General features: G+C 36.0%; 1 protein-coding gene and 1 pseudogene. One reads left to right on the top strand and one right to left on the bottom strand.

What is annotated here, in order from left to right; all coding sequences use genetic code 11:
* Positions 1–243, top strand: a 243-nt coding sequence (locus B2Y23_RS01305; protein WP_291368534.1) for a hypothetical protein, incomplete at its 5' end; no start/stop codon positions are given.
* A 348-nt stretch (positions 244–591) separates the two neighbouring features.
* Here the strand turns inward: B2Y23_RS01305 and B2Y23_RS01310 are convergent.
* Positions 592–1,453, bottom strand: a pseudogene (locus tag B2Y23_RS01310) (cryptochrome/photolyase family protein); the annotation flags it as partial.

A 1,453-nucleotide genomic window follows, 5' to 3' on the forward strand; every position in this document is an offset into this window, starting at 1 on the left:
CTAAAAGAAGTCACTGCGAAGAGCGCCTGTGGCACTAAAATAATTGTTGAACAGGTTTTTGAAAAGATTTTAAATCAAGCAGGTTTAATCTGGTTGCCCTTACCCAAAATAGTGATTACGGAAAAAATTATTGATTTAAATGAAAATAATTTTTTTACTCATCCTGCAACAGGAAAAGTTTTTGAGGTAATGAACGAAAAAGAACGATTTAAGTTCAAAAGAAAGACTCAACCTTTATATTGAGCATATTTTTTAAAACAAAAAACTCATAAAATTTATTTATACAGTATTTTCTAAAATCAAAATAAAAAAAAGTTCAGCTAGCAAGCTGAATTTATTTAGAATAAATATTTTTACCTTCTGAAATATTTCAATTAAAATAATTTAAATTGATTGAATGATTTTATTCGCCAAGTTGATTTTACATTTAAAATAAGCACAGCTTGACATTGCTTTCGGATTATAATGGCTCTTTTAGAGCAGCATTAAGCTGAAAATGAACAAAAGAGATTTCAAGGCGCTGGATTTGGGTCCAACTGGAAAAGCTATTCTTCAAAGCTCTCTGATCTCTGATTTATAATCTCTAAAAAGTTATATCGCCTTAAAAACCTCTATTGCGCGTTTTCTCGATTGGCTTAAATCCACAATGGCTTGCGGGTAATTTAATGCTTGATCATGTTCATAAGCATACGGTTCATGAATTTTTTTTGCATTCAGATGCGCCAATTCCGGTACCCAGGTCCGTATATAATCGCCATTTTTATCAAATCTTTGTGATTGCGAGACAGGATTGAAAATTCGGAAATAGGGCGCTGAATCTGTGCCTGTTGAAGCACACCACTGCCAGCCACCATTATTGGCTGCCAAATTGCCATCAATTAAATGCTGCATAAACCATTTTTCACCCAGACGCCAATCAATCAGCAGGTTCTTGGTTAAAAACATAGCAGTAATCATGCGTACCCGATTATGCATCCATCCGGTTTGCAGCATTTGACGCATGCCTGCATCAACAATCGGAATTCCAGTTTGCCCTTGCTGCCAGGTAAGCAGGTCTTGTTCAGCGTGTCGCCATTGAATCTTTTGAGTATTGCTTTTAAAAGGCTGATGTTTGGACACAGCAGGAAATTGATAAAGAATATGTTGATAAAACTCACGCCATAACAATTCATCTAGCCAGGTTTGTTGTCCTATATTGTCTATATGGAAATAGCCATTTTGCTTTCTAAACACAGCTTGTAAGCACTGCCTGATTGAAACTGCACCGATATTTAAATAGGGAGATAGTTGACTGGTTGAATTGAGATGAGGGAAATCACGCTCTTGTTGATAATATTCCAGTTTAGAGTCAATAAAATTGTCTAAAATTTCCAGCGCATAATCTTCAGTCACCGGCCAAAGTTGCTGTAGTTGATCCGAGGCAGGACTTTGCATATAGGTGGATGCACTGATG

The sequence above is a fragment of the Acinetobacter sp. UBA5934 genome, assembly GCF_002430855.1.
Classification (GTDB): domain Bacteria; phylum Pseudomonadota; class Gammaproteobacteria; order Pseudomonadales; family Moraxellaceae; genus Acinetobacter.